This window comes from Lysobacter enzymogenes, from assembly GCF_017355525.1.
Taxonomy (GTDB): Bacteria; Pseudomonadota; Gammaproteobacteria; order Xanthomonadales; family Xanthomonadaceae; genus Lysobacter; species Lysobacter enzymogenes_C.
In genome coordinates this window covers 5,291,775-5,308,163 of the sequence record NZ_CP067395.1, presented here as the reverse complement: position 1 = coordinate 5,308,163, position 16,389 = coordinate 5,291,775, and the positions used below count along the sequence as shown (strand labels likewise).

The window sequence follows — 16,389 nt, the reverse complement described above, 5'->3', positions numbered from 1 at the left end:
CCCTACAATCGCGGCATGAATCCGGCGAGCAATCTGATCCTGGTCGGGCCGATGGGCTCGGGCAAAACCTGCATCGGCAAGCGCCTGGCCGAGCGCTTCGGCCTGCGCGCGGTCGACGCCGACCGCGAGGTCGAGCTGCGCGCCGGCGCGCGCATCGCCGAAATCTTCGAACACGAGGGAGAAGCCGGCTTCCGCGCGCGCGAAAGCGCGATGCTGGCCGAACTGCTGGCCGGCGACGGCCTGCTGCTGTCGACCGGCGGCGGCGCGGTGCTGGCCGCGGACAACCGCCGGCTGCTGCGCGAACGCGGCTTCGTCGTGCATTTGCAGGTCACCGTCGAGCAGCAACTGGAACGGCTGGCGCAAGACCGCAGCCGTCCGCTGCTGGCGCGCGGCGACCGCGAGCAGGTGCTGCGCGAGCTGGCGCTGTTGCGCGCGCCGCTGTACGCGCAAACCGCCGACCTGGGCTTCGACACCGGCAGCGGCGGCGCGGCCGATGCCGCGCTGGCGCTGGCGCGCGAACTCGACGCGCTGTGGCGCCGCCCGCCCTCGCCCACGCCTTCCCCCCTTGGAGCCACCGCATGAGCGCGCCGCGCAAAGTCGAAGTGACCGGCGAGTCCGGCTACAGCATCGAAATCGGTCCCGGCCTGCTCGCCGACGGCGCCCGCCTCGGCAAGCCGCTGCGCGGCCGCCACGCGCTGATCGTCAGCGACGGCAACGTCGCGCCGCTGTACCTCGACGGCGTGGTCGCGGCGCTCGCCGAAGCGCGGCCGGGCCTGCAACTGGCGCGTTTCGTGATTCCGCCCGGCGAACACGAAAAGACCCTGGAACGTTTCACCCAATGCCTGCACGCGCTGTCCGAACTCGGCGCGACCCGCGACGCGACCGTGATCGCGCTCGGCGGCGGCGTGGTCGGCGACCTCGCCGGCTTCGCCGCGGCCTGCTGGATGCGCGGCATCGATTGCGTGCAGCTGCCGACCACGCTGCTGGCGATGGTCGATTCCTCGGTCGGCGGCAAGACCGCCGTCGACTTGCCTTCCGGCAAGAACCTGGTCGGCGCGTTCCATCCGCCGCGCGCGGTCGTCGCCGACACCGCGGCGCTGCGCAGCCTGCCCGAACGCGAGCTGCGCGCGGGCCTGGCCGAGGTGGTGAAGTACGGCGCGATCTTCGACGCCGGCTTCCTCGACTGGCTGGACAGCCACGCCGATGCCTTGCTCGCGCGCGACGGCGACGCCCTGGCCGAGGCGATCGCGCGCAGCTGCGCGTTCAAGGCCGACGTGGTCGCGCGCGATCCGTTCGAACGCGGCGACCGCGCCATGCTCAACTTCGGCCACACCTTCGGCCATGCGATCGAGACCGAACAAGGCTACGCCGGCACCAGCGGCGACGGACTCAACCACGGCGAAGCGGTCGCGGTCGGCATGGTCCTGGCCGCGCGCCTGTCGGCCGCGCTGGGCCGCTCCAGCGGCGCCGACGCCGACCGCCTGCAGCGCCTGCTCGAACGCCTCGGCCTGCCGGTGCGCATCCCCGCCGGGCTGGAACCGCAAGCGCTGCTCGCGCGCATGCGCCTGGACAAGAAGGCCGACGCCGCGGGCCTGCGCTTCATCCTGTGGGACCGCGCCGGCGCGGCGCGGATCGTTTCGGGCGTGCCGGACGAACAGGTGCTCGCGGTGCTGGCCGCGGGCTGAGGCAACGCTCATCGATCGCCTGCGAAGGCGGCGCGGCGACGCGCCGCCTTCGTCGTTTGCGGCCGTCGGTTGCGCCGGTGCGATTCGATCCGCCCGGTTCCAGCCGCCGATTCGAACCTCGCGGTTCAAAGCCTCTCGATCCACACCGCCCGATTCACGCCGCGCCCCCGCCCGCGTTATCTCCGGCATCGCCCCGGGGATCGCGTGCGTGGACGCTACGTCGCTGATGGAACTGATGCTGTTGCGCCGGGCCATGGCGGCCCGCACGCCCCCGGGCGAATCCTCCGTCCCTCGCAAGCAGGAGCGTCACGTGGCCAACGAATTCGAATTCCTCGACAAGCACTACGACCCCACCGAGATCGCCGAAGTCGCGGCGCAGACCGCGGTGGAGCGGTTCGGCTACTACCCCAACGCGCGCACCAGCACGGTGATCTTCGGCATCGCCTGGGAAAAGCTGACCAAGCAGATCGAACTGGCGGTGTCGAACTACGGCAACGGCGGCGTCTACAACGCCCCGGCCTTCGCCACCCTGACCTCGGACGGCCTGCAGTGGCAGATCGTGGTGACCGGCCTGCGCTTCGTCAACGCCACCCGCACCATGTCCGGCGGCCGGCCGGAGTACGAAATCGACGAGTACAGCAACGGCACGGTGTTCCTCAACGCCGACATGGGCGATGCGCTGCAACTCGGCGAGATCGTGCACCTGGACACCGGCATCGGCACCTGGAAGAAGCGGGTCGAAGTGAAGAATCCGCCTTCTTATTGAGGCCGCGCCGTCACCCCGGCTGGCGCAGCCGCAGTTTGCGCAGCAGCCGCGCCAGTTGCGCGCGCTCGTCGGCGGCGAGCGCGCCGAGGCTGCGTTCGGCGTGGGCGAAGCGTTCGCCGATGGCGCGGTCGATCAGCGCCACGCCGGCGGCGGTGAGTTCGGCGGCGAGCGAGCGGCGGTCGCCGGGGTCGTAGCTGCGCGCGATCAGGCCGCGCGCTTCCAGGCGGTTGAGGCAGGCGGTCATCGCCCCCGACGTCAGCAGCACCGACTGGCGCAACTGGGTCGGCGTCAGCCGGTACGGCGCGCCGCAGCGGCGCAAGGTGGCGAGCACGTCGAGGTCGGAATACGGGACGCCGACCGCGCGCAGGCTGCGGTTGAGGTCGGCCTCGAACAGCCGGCCCAGGTGCAGGATCCGGCCGACCACAGCCATCGCCGAGGCGTCCAGGTCCGGGCGCTCGCGGCGCCAGTCGTGCAGCAGTTGGTCGACCACATCGCCGCCGCGCGCCGCGGCGGCCTGCGCGCGGGCAGCCTCGGCGCCGCGCGCGGCGGCAGGCTTGGGTTTGCGCCGGGCCGGCGCCGGAGCGACGGGCTTGCGGGGCTTGGATTCGGGCGGGCGGCTCATGCCGGGATTATATTCATGGCAAATATCTTGACATGAAGATAAGCCGCCGGGAGCATGGCCCGACTCCCGCCTCCGGTGCCTGTCGATGCGCACGTTGCCGTTGTCCGTCCGGGTCTTGCCGCTGCGCACGCTGTTCGCCTGGATCGCGTTCGCCTGCCTGCTGCTGGCCGGCGCGGCGGCCTGCGCCGCGCCGGCCGCGGCGCATGGGCCCGGCGAGATCGCGCTCGAACGCGGCCGCATCGACGGGCCGGACGGGCCGGTCGATTACGAGATCGGCACCCTGTACGTACGCGAGAACCGCGCCCGCGCCGACAGCCGCCTGATCGGCGTCGGCTTCGCCCGGATCAAGGCGCCGCGCGCCACCGGCGCGCCGCCGGTGTTCTGGCTGCCCGGCGGCCCCGGCCTCAGCGTGCTCGGCAGCTTCGGCGACAACAGCGAATCCGCGCGCAGCCGCCTGCGCTCGTGGCTGAATTTCGCCGAAGTCGGCGACCTGGTGATCGTCGAACAGCGCGGCTACACCGTCCGCGGCGAACGCCTCACCGCCGCCTACCCCGCCTCTGCGCTGGACCGCCCGGCCGCGCTCGACGACGACATACGGGCGATGCGCGAAATGGCGCGCGCGGCGGTCGCGGCGAACCCCGACAAGGACCTGTCCGGCTACACCATCGCCGACTTCGCCGCCGACGTCGACGACCTGCGTCAGGCCCTGGGCTACGAGCGCATCAGCCTGTTCGGCGGCAGCTTCGGTTCGCAGTGGAGCCTGGCGGTGATGCGGCTGTACCCGCAGCGCGTCGCGCGCGCGGTGCTGTCGGGCGTGGAGCCGCTCGACAACGGCTACGACCTGCCCTCGCACGTGTTCGCCGCGCTGCAACGCATCGGTTTCGAAGCCGACCGCGATCCCGCGCTGGCGCCGTATCTGCCGCCGGGCGGATCGATGGGCGCGGTGCGCGCATTGCACGAACGCTTCGCCGCCGGCCCCGTGCGGGTGCGCGTGCGCGACGCGCGCGGGCGGCAGCGCGAAGTCGCGCTCGGCGCCGGCGATTTGCAGTTGGCCCTGCTGTCGCACACCGACGAGGCCGCGCAATGGCCGGCCTTCATCCTCTCGCTGTATCACCGCCGTTACGAGGCATGGGCGCGCGAAGTCGTGCAGCAGCGCGCCGCCGGCGAGATCAAGCTGATCGGCCCGCTGGCCGACAGCAGCCTCGGCGTCAGCGCGGCGCGCGAATACCGCTTGCGCAGCGATCCGGCGCTGGACTGGCTCGGCGCCTGGAACTTCGCCTCCAACATCGCCTCCGCGCCGGACTGGCCCACGCCCGACCTGGGCGACGCGTTCCGCCTGCCGCGCCGCAGCGACATCCCGGTGCTGTTCGTGCACGGCGACTGGGACACTTCCACGCCGGTCGAGAACACCCGCGAACTGTTGCCCTATTTCCCCAACGGCCGCGCCCTCGTCGTCCACCGCGGCGGCCACGACGGCGCGTTCTATCTGCTGCGCGATGCGCCGGAAGCGAAAAAAGCGGTCTACGAATTCCTGCGCAGCGGTCGCGACGACGGCTTGCCGGTCGAGGTCGATGCGGCGTTGCCGAAGTTCGACCTGCCCGACTTTCCGGCGCCGGCGCGCTGACGCCTTGCTGCGAGCGGCGGGCCGACGCAAGCTTCGGGAATCGCCCGCACCGGCCCGAACATGCCTCCCTTAGCCAAAAACGTCCTGTTGGCCTTGTGCTTCCCCACCGGGTTGCTCGCAGCGGGGTATCTGAACGCCTGGGCGGCGTTGGATGCCTGCGCCGAGCAGGTCTATCGCCAGGACAGCGGCCGCAGCGGCGTCGACATGCGCGGGCGCAAGCGACCCTTGCAGCGCGCCGACATAACCGCGCGAATCAGAGGCCCGTTCCAGGTCGAAGCGAGCTATATGCTCCCGGCGGACTTGCACGGTTCAGTGCATACCCGCACTTATTTCGTCCTCGGCGGTTATCGGCATTTGCTCGATTCGCAGGAGATCCATCTGGTTCGCGCCGGCTCACTTTCCGGATCGTGGATCGCCACAACCGACGTCGGCGCAAGCATCGCCGCATCGGTTGCGGCAAGGCCCGAACGAGGCTGAATTCTCACGCCGCCTCGGCCTTTGCCCGCGCGCGCTGGTTCGACGCATACGGCGTATCGATGTCGAACGCGCCGCCGTTGTCCAACGCCGCGATCCACGCCTCGGTGCTGACCACCGCAGCGAAGCGGCTCTGGAACACCACGCTGAACACCCGATGGATTTCCTCGGCGCTGACCGCTCCGGCGCTGTTCTCGTACGCCAGCGTGCCGCTGGCGTCGTGCAGGAACTCGACCCGGTAGCCGCGGTGCGCGGCTTCGAACACGGTCGAGGCGTCGCAGTTGTGGGTCATGTAGCCGGTCACGCTGACGGTGTCGATGCCGCGCTCGCGCAGCCAGGCGTCGAAGTCGGTGCCGGCGAACACGCTCGGCAGCTGCTTCTCGATGTAGTGGTCGCGCGGGCGCGCGGCGATGCTGTCGTGCAGTTCCCAGCCGGGCTGGCCTTTGTCGAACACCGGCGCGCCGCTGCGCGCGGTGTTCTGCACGACCACCACCGGCACGCCGGCGGCGCGGGCGGCGTCCATCGAGCGGGCGATGTTCGGCAGGCTGCGCGACGGCGGCGGGTATTCGATCGGCAGGCCGCCGCCGAAGTAGTCGTTCTGCACGTCGATGACGACCAGGGCGCGCTTGGGGGTCGGTTGCATGGCGGAGCTCCATGGGTGGGGATGTGGCGCTCATTGTTCGTCCGCGGCCGACTCGCCGACAGTGGCCCGAACGACAATATTCGACAGGATCGGGCCATGTACAATCGGGCCATGAGCGCCGATCTCCCTCTGACCCGCGTGGCCGTGGTCGCCTTCGACCGCATCAGCCCGTTCCACCTGTCCGTGCCGTGCCTGGTGTTCGAGCGCCGCGACGACCCCGCGCTGCCGGCGTTCGAGCTGCGCGTGTGCGCGGCCGAGCCCGGGCCGCTGCGCGTTCGCGCCGGTTTCGGCATCAGCGCCGACCACGGGCTGAAGTCGCTGGCCTGGGCCGATACGGTGATCGTGCCGTCCTGGCGCGACGTCGACGAACGCCCGCCCGAGCCGCTGCTGCGCGCGCTGGCGCGCGCGCACGCGCGCGGCGCGCGCATCGTCGGCCTGTGCCTGGGCGCGTACGTGCTGGCCGAGGCCGGGCTGCTCGACGGCCGCCGCGCCACCACCCACTGGATGTGGAGCGAGCACTTCGGCGTGCGCTATCCGCACGTCGAACTGCAACGCGACGTGCTGTACGTCGACGACGGCCGCATCACCACCTCGGCCGGCACCGCCGCGGCGCTGGACTGCTGCCTGCATCTGGTCCGCGGCGCGTACGGCGCCGACGCCGCCAACCGGCTGGCGCGGCGGCTGGTGGTGGCGCCGCACCGCCAGGGCGGGCAGGCCCAGTACATCGAGCAGCCGCTCGCGGCGACCGCGCGCGACGACCGCCTCGGCGAGGTCCTGGCCTGGGCGCTGGCGCACCTGGACCGGCCGCACAGCCTGGACGCGCTGGCCCAGCGCGCGTTGATGAGCCGGCGCACCTTCACCCGGCGCTTCCGCGACGCCACCGGCACCACGGTCGGGCAGTGGCTGGCCGGGCAAAGGCTGGCGCGGGCGCAGCGGCTGCTGGAAACCAGCGACCTGGGCCTGGACGCGATCGCCGGCGATACCGGCTTCGGCACCGCCGCCTCGCTGCGCCAGCACTTCGCCGCGCAGCTGGGGGTCTCGCCCTCGGCCTACCGGCGCGGCTTCCGCGGCGCCGCGCCCGCGGGCTGAGCCGGCCGCGGCGCAACGCAGCGGTGCGCGGCCCGCGACGCCGCGCCCACCCGGCCACGGCCCCGCAGCCGCTACAATCGGCCGGTGCGCCTACTCCTCCAACAACGGCCCGACGGCCACGAAGCCCCGCGCTTCGTGCAACTGATGCTGCAGCCCGACTTGCTCGGCGGCTGGACCCTGGTGCGCGAAAGCGGCCAGATCGGCGGCCGCAGCACGGTCCGGCGCGAGCAGTTCCTCGACCGCGACAGCGCCTTCAGCGCGCTGGAGCAGGCCCGCGACCAACAGCTCAAGCGCGGCTTCCAGCTGATGTTCACCCAGGGCGCCGAAGCGCCGCGATGAACGCAGGCGCGGCGCCGCCGGCGCGGGTGGGACAAACCGCCACTGCCGCCCCCGCGCGGCGACGCCCAGACTGCCGGCCCGACCGCCGCGCGCCGAGCGCGCGCTGAGCGCCCCGACTTCCAGACAACCGCAACCACGGCCCACGCCCGACCCTATGTCCAGCCAGCCCCTCGCCAACGACCGCTTCCTGCGCGCCCTGCGCCGCCAACCCGTCGACCGCACTCCGGTGTGGCTGATGCGCCAGGCCGGCCGCTACCTGCCCGAGTACCGCGCCACCCGCGCCCAGGCCGGCAGCTTCCTCAACCTGGCCAAGAATCCGGAACTGGCCTGCGAAGTGACCCTGCAGCCGCTGCGCCGCTTCCCGCTCGACGCGGCGATCCTGTTCTCCGACATCCTCACCGTGCCCGATGCGATGGGCCTGGGCCTGTACTTCGCCGACGGCGAAGGCCCGAAGTTCGAGCGGCCGATCCGCAGCGCCGCCGACATCGACAGGCTCGGCGTGCCGGACATGGAAACCGACCTGCGCTACGTCATGGACGCGGTGCGCACCATCCGCCGCGAGCTCGACGGCTCGGTGCCGCTGATCGGCTTCTCCGGCAGCCCGTGGACGCTGGCCTGCTACATGATCGAAGGCGGCGGCAGCGACAACTATTCCAAGGTCAAATCGCTCGCGCTGAACGATCCGGCGGCGATGCACAAGCTGCTCGGCGTCGTCACCGACGCGGTGATCGCGTACCTGAAGGCCCAGCACTTCGCCGGCGCGCAGGCGCTGCAGGTGTTCGACACCTGGGGCGGGGTGTTGTCGCCGTCGATGTACCGCGAATTCTCGCTGCGCTATCTGCAACGCATCGCCGCCGAGCTGCCGCGCGGCGAAGGCGGCGCGCGCGCGCCGCTGATCCTGTTCGGCAAGGGCAACGATCCTTATCTCGAAGACCTCGCCGCCAGCGGCGCCGAAGGCGTCGGCGTGGACTGGACCGTCGGCCTCGGCGAAGCCGCGCGCCGCGTCGGCGGGCGCGCCGCGGTGCAGGGCAATCTGGATCCGGTGACCCTGTACGCCTCGCCCGAGGCGATCCGCCGCGAAGTCGGCCGCGCGCTCGACGATTACCGCGACGGCAACGGCGGTTCGCGCGAAGGGCACGTGTTCAACCTCGGCCACGGCATGTCGCCGGACATGTCGCCCGAGCATGTGGCGGTGCTGGTCGATGCCGTACATGAGTTGAGCGCGCGCTGAGACGCCGAGGCTGCGCAACCGAAAAAACCGGCGCCCGGCGCCGGTTTTTTTTGGCCGTCGAAATGCCCGCAGAGACCGCGTCGGGCGATCGCGCCGCGCTCAGTGCAGATGCACCGCCAGCCACAGCGAGCCTTCGGCGACGCGCAACACCGTATGCGGCGTGCCGGCCGGCAGGAACAGGTGATCGCCGGCGCGCAGGCTCACGGTCTCGCCGTCGACATCGAGTTCGGCCTCGCCTTGCAGCAGCGCCACCCATTCGTCCTGCGGCTGGACGTACTGCGTGGACTCGATGCGCGCAGAGCTGAGGATGCGCTCGATGGTGAGGTTCTTGTGGGTCAGCAAGGCTTCGAAGCGTTCGCCCTCGGCCGGCGGAGCGGCGTCGGCGAACAGGTTGTCGATGCGCATAGCGGAGCGCCGGCAGTGGGGACGCCGGCAGCATATCGCGGCGGTGCTTCGACGGCGCCGATGCAACTACGGCGCGCGCTTCCTGGAGCGATGCTTTCGTCGTCGTTGCGTTGGCGCGGTCGCGGCTTGCGCCGCTCCTACAGGAGGCCACCGGGGCCGACGAATCAGGTACGCGGCGCGGTCAGCTCGTCGAGCGCATCGGCCAACATCGCGCCGGTCACCGGCTTGCGCACGAACCGGTCGAAACCAGCGTCCGCGGCCTGCGGTTCGGCGTCGGCGTCGGCGCGCGCGGTCACCGCGACCAAGGGTTGGACGAAGCCCTGCGCGCGCAGTTGCCGCGCCAAGTCGAGGCCGTTGATGCCGGGCAGGTCCAGGTCCAGCAGGGCGATGTCGTAGCGCGCGGTCGCGGTTTCCGCGAGCGCCGCCAGGCCGTTGCCGACATGGGTCACGCGATGGCCCTGGGTGCGCAGCAGGCCGGCGATGACTTCGGCCACGGTGGCGTCGTCTTCGACCAGCAGGATCGCCAGCGGCCCCGCATGCGGGCGCGGCGGCACCCGCGCGCCCGCGCCGCCGGCGCCGGCCGGCGGTTCGGCGTAGGCCAGCGGCAGGTCGAACACGAAGCGCGCGCCCAGGCCGGGTTCGCTGTAGACCCTGATTTCGCCTTCCATCGCCGCGGCCAGTTCCTGGCTGATCGCCAGCCCGAGGCCGCTGCCGCCGTAGCGCGCCGCGGTGCGCGCGCCTTCGGCCTGTTCGAAGCGGCGGAACAGTCGCTGTTTTTGTTCTTCGTCGATGCCCGGGCCGGTGTCGGCGACCTGGAAACGCACGCCCTGCGGGGTCAGCCGCTCGACCCGCAGGCTGACCGAGCCCTGGTCGGTGAACTTGATCGCGTTGCCGAGCAGGTTCAGCAGGATCTGGCAGACCCGGCTGGCGTCGCCGCGCAGTCCGCGCGGCGCGTCGGCGGCGATGTCCACGTCGAAGCGCAGGCCGCGCTGCTGCGCCAGCGGCTGCATCAGGTCGGCCGCCTGCGCGACCAGCGCGCGCAGGTCGAACGGTTCGTGCGCCAATTCGAGCTTGCCCGATTCGATCCGGGCCAGGTCCAGCGCATCGTTGACCAACCGTAAGAGGTGTTCGCCAGCGCGTCTAATAGATTCCGTGTAGCCCCGCTGCTTTTGATCCAAAGGCGTATCCAGCAACAACTCGCTCATGCCGAGCACGCCGGTCATCGGCGTGCGCACCTCATGCCCCAGCGTCGCCAGGAACCGGGTCTTCGCCAGCGACGCCTGCTTGGCCACTTCGCGCTCGTGCTCGGCGCGCTGCCACGCCAGCCGCCGTTGCAGGCGGTTGCGGTGCGCCATCAGGATCCACGCCAACGCCAGCGCCAGCAGCGCGACCGCGGCGACCACCGCCCACCAGCTCCACCACCACGGCGAGTCCACGTGCAGATTGATCGTCAGCGGCGGCGTCCACACGTTGTCGGCGGTCTTGGCCATCACCTGCAGGCGGTAGTCGCCCGGCGAGAGCTGCGAGAACACGCGCTCGCCGCTGGCGCCGACGTCGACCCAGCCCGGATCGAAGCGGCTCAGGCGGAAACGGTAGCGGTTGCTCTGCGAGTTGTTGAACGACAGCAGCCGCGCGACCACGCGCAGGTCGCGGTCGCCGTCGGCGACGGTCACCGCCGGGATCTTGCCCGGCAAGGCCTTGCGCGCATCGGCGTCTTCGGTGGCGAAGGCGACCTTGCGGCTGCCGCGGCGCACTTCGATGCTTTCCACGATCAGCGTCGGCGCCGCGCGGATCGGCTTGACCATCGCCGGATCGAACAGCACCACGCCTTCGGGGCTGCCGATCAGCAGGCGGCCGTCGCCGCGGCGCGCGACCGGCGCGCGCGAGAATTCCTGGCTCGGCAGGCCGTCCTTGACCCCGTACACCCGCGCCGTGCGCGCGAACGGATCGACCCGGACCAGACCGCGCTTGCTGGTCATCCACACCAGGCCGTTGGCGTCGACGCTGAGGCCGCGCGCTTCCGCCGCCGGCAGGCCGTCGCGCAGGTCCATGCCGAACTCGCGGTGCAGGCGCGCGCCGTCCCAGCGGTAGGCGTCGAGCGTGCCGAAGCCGCCGACCCACATGCGCTCGCGGTCGGCGAACACGAAGTGCTGCACCGCGGTGCCGCGCGGCAATCCGGGCACCGGCACGAACCGGCGTTCGCGCGCGTCCCAGCGCAGCAGCGCGGGGCCGGCGGCCAGCCACAGTTCGCCGTCGGGGCCGTGGCCGCCGACCGGCACCACCACGCTGGCCGGCAGTCCGCGCTCGCCGGCGCGCAGGGTTTCGCGGATCCGGCCTTCGCCGTCGCGCGCCTGCAACACCCCGGCGCTGCCGATCAGCCAGATCAGATCGCCGCTTTCGATCAGGTCGATCGAGCCGTCGATCATGCGGTCGTCGCCGCGGTCCAGGTGCCAGGTGCGGGTCGCGCGGGTGGCCGGGTCGATCCGCACCAGACCGCTGTAGTAGCTGATCCAGACCTTGCCGCGGCGGTCGGCGAGCACATGCGCCGGAATGAAGCCGTCGCTGAAGTTCTTGGCGAAATGCTCGACCGCGCCGGTTTCCGGATTGAGCTTGTCGAGCACCGCGCCGGAGCCGACCAGCCACATGTCGCCGTCGGCGGCCGGCGCGATCGCGCGCACGTCGCCGTTGGCGAGGCTGGCCGGGTCGCCGAGGCGCCGGCTCAGCACCGAGAACTGGCGCCAGTTCGGCGGCAGATACCACAGGCCGTAGCCGCTGCTGCCGAACCACAGCCCGCCTTCGCGGTCCTCGTAGGCGCCGGTCCAGTTCGGCCGCACCACGCCCTGGCTGGTCGCGCTGAACAACGGCACCACCTCGATGCCGTCGGGCCCGCCGACGCCGAGGCCTTGCGGCAGGTCGAACCAGTACTGCCCGGTGCGGTCGCGGTGCAGCACGCCCATGACCCGCAGCTTCGGCGCGAACGCGGCCCACGGATCGGCGCGGTAGCGGCCGTCGGGCAGGCGCACGCCGGCGCCGCCGGTGGTCGAGAACCAGACCGTGCCGTCGCGCTCGAAGCCGACCGAATTGATCAGATTGGTCTTCAGCGCGCCGTCGGGCACGCGTTCGAAATCGTGGCCGGTCCAGCGCGCCGCGCCGCCGCGGGTGCCGGCCCACAAGGCGCCGTCGGGGGCGACGTTGAGGCTGATGACGCCTTCGCCGGGCAGGCTGCGCGGGTCGCCCGCGCGCGGCATGAAGCGCTGCAGCTTGCCGCTGTCGTCCATGCGGTACAGGCCGCCGCGCTCGGTGCCGAACCACAGCGCGCCGTCGGCGGTGGAGGCGATCGACCACACGCAGTCGTCGGCCAGGCCCGGGGTGTTGCTGCGGTCGAAATAGGTCCAGCGCTTGCGCTGCGGATCGAGCATCGCCAGGCCGGCCTGGGCGGTGCCGACCCAGACCCGGTTGCGCGCGTCGACGTGCACCGCCCACACGAAGTTGTCGCGCAGGCCCTGCTCGCGCTGCCAGATCCGGTAGCCGGTGCCGTCGTAACGCGCCAGGCCTTCGCTGGTGGCGATCCACAGATAGCCGTGGCGGTCTTCGGCGATGCGGTTGATGGTGTTCGACGGCAGGCCGTCGGCGACGGTGAGCTGGCGCGGACGCGGCGTTTCCGGCAGGCCGGCGCTGGCCGGCGCGGCGCACAGCGCCCACGCCAGCGCGGCCGCGCCGGCGCACGCGCGCAGGCCGCGGCCGAACCGCGTCAACGCCGCGACACCGACGCCCACGGTCACGGCTCGTCCGCCTGCGCCAGCACGGTCTCGATCGCCTCGGCCAGCATCGCGCCGGTGACCGGCTTGCGCAGGAACAGGTCGAACCCGGCGCGGCGCGCCTGCGGTTCGGCATCGGCGTCGGCGCGCGCGGTCACCGCGACCAACGGCCGCGAGAAACCCTGCATGCGCAGCTGCCGGGCCAGGTCCAGGCCGTTGATGCCGGGCAAATCCAGATCGAGCAAGGCGAGATCGAAGCGCGCGGTCGCGGTTTCCGCCAGCGCCGCCAGACCGTTGGCGACGTGGGCGACGCGATGGCCCTGGGTGCGCAGCAGGCCGGCGATCACTTCGGCCACGGTGGCGTCGTCCTCGACCAGCAGGATCGCGCGCGGCACGCTGCGCTCCGGCGCCACCGGCACCCGCGGCGAATAGCGGTCGCGCATTTGCGACGGCGACGGCGGCGGCGGCTCGGCCGACGGCAGCGGCAGGTCGAGCACGAAGCGCGCGCCCTGCCCGGCCTGACTGACCACGCTGACCTGCCCGTCCATCGCCGCGGCCAGTTCCTGGCAGATCGCCAGCCCCAGCCCGCTGCCGCCGTAGCGCGCCGCGGTGCGCGCGCCTTCGGCCTGTTCGAAGCGGCGGAACAGCCGCGCCTTTTGTTCGTCGTTGAGGCCCGGGCCGGTGTCGCTGACTTCGAAGCGCACGCCCTGCGGCGACAGCGCGCTGACCCGCAGGCCGACCCGGCCTTCCTCGGTGAACTTGATCGCGTTGCCGAGCAGGTTCATCAGGATCTGGCTGACCCGGTGCGGATCGCCGCGCAGGCCGGCCGGCGCGTCGGCGGTGATCTTGACCGCGAACTCGAGCCCGCGCTGGCGCGCCAGCGGCTGCATCAGCCCGGCGGCTTCCTCGACCAGCGCGTGCAGGTCGAACGGGCGGTCCTGCAGTTCCAGCTTGCCCGATTCGATCCGGGCCAGGTCCAGCGCGTCGTTGACCAACCGCAAGAGGTGTTCGCCAGCGCGCTTGATCGACTCCGTGTAGCCGCGCTGCTTTTCGTCCAGCGAGGTATCCAGCAACAACTCGCTCATGCCGAGCACGCCGGTCATCGGCGTGCGCACCTCATGCCCCAGCGTCGCCAGGAACCGGGTCTTCGCCAACGACGCCTGTTCGGCGACTTCGCGCTTGTGCACCGCCAGCTGCCACGCGCTGCGCCGGCCCAGGCGGCGGCGGTACGCGACCGCGGCGATGCCGATCAGGCCGATGCCGATCACGGTGAACACCAACTGCGCCCAGGTCGAGCGCCACCACGGCGGCTTGACGTGCAGGTCGAAGCCGACCGGTTCCGACCAGATGCCGTCGGCGCCGGCGGCCTTGACCAGCAAGCGGTACTCGCCCGGATCCAGGCGCGAGAACATGCGCTCGCCGTTGGCGCGCTGCTCGATCCAGTCCGGGTCGTAGCCTTCCAGCTTGAAGCGGTAGATGTGCGAACGCGGATCCAGGAACGACATCAGCCGCGCGACCACGCGGAAATCGCGGTCGTCGGATTCCAGTTCGACCGCGCCGCCGGCCGGCGACAGCGACCAGTCGTCTTCCTCGCGGCGCACGCTGAGGCTCTCCAGCGACAGCCGCGGCGGCCGCGCGCTCGGGAACGGCGTGTCCAGGTCGAACAGCACCATGCCGTCGAGCGACAGCGCCGCGGCCACGCCGTCGGCGTTGCGGTGCGGGCTGGTGCGGGTCAGCTCGACGTTGGGGATGCCGTCGCCGAGGCCGAACAGGCGCAGCCGGCGGCCGTCGGGCGACACCATCAGCAGGCCGCGCGTGGTGGTCGCCCAGACCGTGCCGTTGCGGCTCACCACCAGCCCCGAGACGTTGGCGTCGGGATATTCGTTGGTGTTGTCGATGCGCCGTTCCAGGGTCAGCAGGCCGTCCTTCCAGCGATAGGCCTCGAGCGCGCCGGTGCGCGCCAGCCACAGCCGCTGCGGGCCGGCGAAACTCATCGCCTGGATGTCGCCGAGTTCGCCGCCGGGCACGGCGACGAAACCGTCGCCGTCCCAGCGCTGCAGGCCGGTGCCGCCGGCGAACCACGGCTGGCCGTCGGGGCCGGGGCGGAACGTCGCCGGGCTGGTCAGGAACGCGGCGGTGCCGAGGGTTTTTTCGATCTCGCCCGGCGGCAAGTGGTCGCCGTCGCGGGTGTAGCGATGCACGCTGCCGTCGGAGAACCACAGCCACAGCCCGCCGTCGGGCAGTTCGTGCAGGAACCAGACCGTGCCGTCGACGCGCGGCTTGTGCGGATCCAGCGGCCAGCTGTGCGCCTGTCCGGACACCGGGTCGAACAGGCTCAGGCCGTTGGAATGGCCGATCCACAGCCGCCCGTCGGGACGCGCGAATACGGTGTGCATCCACTTCAGCCCGAAGCCGCGGCTGTCGGCGACCGGTTCCAGCGTGCCGCTGCCGGCGCGCAGGCGGTACAGGTCGGTCGCGCTGAGCATCCAGAAGCCGCCGTCGCCGTCGGAGGCGATGTCGCGCGCGTCGAGCCGGTCGATCTGGCGGCCGCCGACCGAGGTCACCGAGGCGAAGCGGTTCCAGTCCGGCGGCAGGTAGATCAGGCCCTGCGAATAGGTCACCACCCAGATGCCGCCTTCTTCGTCGCGCAGCATCTGCAGCACGCCGCTGCGGCGGTCCCAGACGCCGTCGCCGGCGTCGTCCTGGAGCAGGCGCACGTTGTCTTCGGCGTCGACCCGGTACAGGCCGGCGGTGGTGCCGATCCAGCGGCCGCCGGACAAGTCGCTGACCACGATGCCGTTGTTGGCGTCCTCGCCGAGCTTCCACGGCGCCGGGGTCATGCGGTCGTCGCTGTCGAGGCGGAACAGGCCGTGGTCGCTGCCGACCCAGATCGAGCCGTCGGCGTCCTGCGACAGTTCGCCGACGGTGAAGCCGGCGGTTTCGTCGCGGCCGATGCGTTCGAAGCGGCTGCCGTCGTAGCGCGCCAGCCCGCCCATCGTGCCGACCAGCAAGCGCCCGCGCGGGTCGGCCATCAGCGCGGTGATCGGCCCGCGCGGCAGGCGCTCGCCGGCGCCGACGCCGGAGCGGAAGCGCTCCACGCTGCGGCCGTCGGGCGAGATCCGGCACAGGTGGCCGTCGTAGGTCGCGGTCCAGATCGCCGCGTCCGGGGTGCCGGTGACGAAGGTGACGTTGTCGCTGCAATCGGCGTTGACGCCGGTGAAGGAGATCCGCTCGAACTCCTTGCGGTCGGCGCCGAGCACGCTCAGGCCGTTGCGGCTGGCGACCCAGACGCGGTCGCCGGCATCGATGAAAAGGTCTTCGAGCATGTTGTCCGGCAGCGAACCGGACAGGCCGATGGTGTGGCGCCACAGGCTGAATTCGACGCCGTCGTAGCGCGCCAGCCCGTCCTCGGTGGCCATCCACAGATAGCCCTGGTGGTCGAGCTCGGCCGCGACCACCGACTTGGGCAAGCCCTGTTCCTGGCCGAAACGGCGGAAGCGCGGCGTTTCCGGCAGGCGCGCGTCAGCCTGTTCGATGCACGCCAGCGCGCACAGCAGCAACAGGAGCAGACAGCGACAACGTCCCAGCACGGGGCTCCTCCTGGACTGCGAGCGATTGAGTCCCGGCCAGGCGGGTGCGCGTATCGTCGCAACGGGCCGGACCCGGCGCAAGCGCCGGTGGGGGAGTGGGCGGGCGATCACACGGCGAGGCGCGCGCGTAGAGCAGCGACGAGCGGGAAAGCGCCGCCTGCGC

The 16,389-nt window shown here is 71.8% G+C and carries 13 protein-coding genes; 8 read left to right on the top strand and 5 right to left on the bottom strand.

The genetic code is table 11. The features are described from left to right. The first annotated feature begins 15 nt into the window (after positions 1-15). The 3 genes from JHW38_RS22350 (at position 16) to JHW38_RS22340 (ending at position 2,451) form a co-directional block, all read left to right on the top strand. Positions 16-582 (top strand): shikimate kinase, encoded by a 567-nt coding sequence (locus tag JHW38_RS22350; RefSeq protein WP_207523486.1) that lies wholly within the window; start codon positions 16-18, stop codon positions 580-582. Continuing rightward, positions 579-1,685 (top strand): 3-dehydroquinate synthase, encoded by a 1,107-nt coding sequence (aroB, locus tag JHW38_RS22345; RefSeq protein ID WP_207523485.1) that lies wholly within the window; start codon positions 579-581, stop codon positions 1,683-1,685. The genes JHW38_RS22350 and aroB overlap by 4 nt, the downstream gene beginning before the upstream one ends. Positions 1,686-1,995: 310 nt before the next feature. Next, the gene (locus JHW38_RS22340) at positions 1,996-2,451 is read left to right on the top strand and encodes a hypothetical protein (protein ID WP_207523484.1); all 456 of its coding nucleotides are present in this window, start codon (positions 1,996-1,998) and stop codon (positions 2,449-2,451) included. A gap of 10 nt (positions 2,452-2,461) precedes the next feature. On the opposite strand, the gene JHW38_RS22335 is transcribed toward JHW38_RS22340, so the two are convergent. Further along, positions 2,462-3,073 (bottom strand): MarR family winged helix-turn-helix transcriptional regulator, encoded by a 612-nt coding sequence (locus JHW38_RS22335; RefSeq protein WP_207523483.1) that lies wholly within the window; start codon positions 3,071-3,073, stop codon positions 2,462-2,464. A gap of 85 nt (positions 3,074-3,158) precedes the next feature. Here JHW38_RS22335 and JHW38_RS22330 point away from each other — a divergent pair, with 85 nt between their 5' ends. Both JHW38_RS22330 and JHW38_RS22325 read left to right on the top strand, forming a co-directional pair. Next, positions 3,159-4,697, top strand: a complete 1,539-nt coding sequence (locus JHW38_RS22330) for an alpha/beta hydrolase (RefSeq protein ID WP_207523482.1) — start codon at positions 3,159-3,161, stop codon at positions 4,695-4,697. A 60-nt stretch (positions 4,698-4,757) separates the two neighbouring features. Continuing rightward, entirely contained in the window at positions 4,758-5,174 is a 417-nt protein-coding gene (locus JHW38_RS22325; protein ID WP_207523481.1) for a hypothetical protein, read from the top strand. A 4-nt stretch (positions 5,175-5,178) separates the two neighbouring features. On the opposite strand, the gene JHW38_RS22320 is transcribed toward JHW38_RS22325, so the two are convergent. Next, positions 5,179-5,814, bottom strand: a complete 636-nt coding sequence (locus tag JHW38_RS22320) for a cysteine hydrolase family protein (protein WP_207523480.1) — start codon at positions 5,812-5,814, stop codon at positions 5,179-5,181. A gap of 111 nt (positions 5,815-5,925) precedes the next feature. Between JHW38_RS22320 and JHW38_RS22315 the strand changes: the two genes are divergently transcribed. From JHW38_RS22315 to hemE, 3 genes are all read left to right on the top strand, one after another. After that, a complete protein-coding gene (locus tag JHW38_RS22315) occupies positions 5,926-6,903 on the top strand; it encodes a GlxA family transcriptional regulator (RefSeq protein ID WP_207523479.1) in 978 nt (325 codons plus the stop codon). A gap of 84 nt (positions 6,904-6,987) precedes the next feature. Next, a complete protein-coding gene (locus JHW38_RS22310) occupies positions 6,988-7,242 on the top strand; it encodes a WGR domain-containing protein (RefSeq protein ID WP_207523478.1) in 255 nt (84 codons plus the stop codon). 154 nt (positions 7,243-7,396) lie between these two features. Beyond that, positions 7,397-8,473, top strand: coding sequence for a uroporphyrinogen decarboxylase (hemE, locus tag JHW38_RS22305; RefSeq protein WP_207523477.1), 1,077 nt, complete (start codon positions 7,397-7,399; stop codon positions 8,471-8,473). A 99-nt stretch (positions 8,474-8,572) separates the two neighbouring features. On the opposite strand, the gene JHW38_RS22300 is transcribed toward hemE, so the two are convergent. The 3 genes from JHW38_RS22300 to JHW38_RS22290 all read right to left on the bottom strand — a co-directional run bounded on the left by JHW38_RS22300 (position 8,573) and on the right by JHW38_RS22290 (position 16,226). Further along, positions 8,573-8,878 (bottom strand): cupin domain-containing protein, encoded by a 306-nt coding sequence (locus JHW38_RS22300; protein WP_207523476.1) that lies wholly within the window; start codon positions 8,876-8,878, stop codon positions 8,573-8,575. Between the two features lie 164 nt (positions 8,879-9,042). Then, positions 9,043-12,660 (bottom strand): hybrid sensor histidine kinase/response regulator, encoded by a 3,618-nt coding sequence (locus JHW38_RS22295; RefSeq protein WP_242691044.1) that lies wholly within the window; start codon positions 12,658-12,660, stop codon positions 9,043-9,045. Then, positions 12,657-16,226, bottom strand: a complete 3,570-nt coding sequence (locus JHW38_RS22290) for a hybrid sensor histidine kinase/response regulator (RefSeq protein WP_207523475.1) — start codon at positions 16,224-16,226, stop codon at positions 12,657-12,659. The genes JHW38_RS22295 and JHW38_RS22290 overlap by 4 nt, the downstream gene beginning before the upstream one ends. Positions 16,227-16,389 lie beyond the last annotated feature (163 nt).